1 protein-coding gene is annotated in these 336 nt (G+C 64.0%); it reads right to left on the bottom strand.

From position 1 onward, the window contains the following. The coding region (locus AB4Y35_RS42165; protein ID WP_368708804.1) for an ImcF-related family protein at positions 1–336 on the bottom strand (336 nt) is incomplete at both ends.

The following is a 336-nucleotide window of genomic DNA, read 5'->3' as shown; positions in this document are numbered from 1 at the left end:
CGCGCGCCGTGTCGATGACGCGCTGATAGAGCACGTCGTCGCTCGCCGCGAGGCCGATCTGGTTGACGAGCGTCGAGCGCATCTGTGTGACCAGCGGTTGAGACGGATTGATCCGCCAGTCGGGATGTGCCTTCAGATGGTCGGACCAGAAGCCCGCGAGCTGCTGTGAAACGTCGAGCCATTCGCCCGCACGCATGCCGGTGGGTGCAGGCCAGACGTCGAGCAGTTGTTTCCTGAGAAAGGTTGCGTCGGTGCGCGCCGGGGTAGCGAGCATCAGGTACGCCTTCAGGCGGTTGTAGGCCTGCTGCTGCGCATCGTGACTCTGCTGTTCATCCG

The sequence above is a fragment of the Paraburkholderia sp. EG286A genome (assembly GCF_040965375.1).
Taxonomy (GTDB): Bacteria; Pseudomonadota; Gammaproteobacteria; order Burkholderiales; family Burkholderiaceae; genus Paraburkholderia.
Note: the sequence above shows the minus strand (reverse complement) of the source record. Positions and strands in the feature narration are given on the sequence as shown.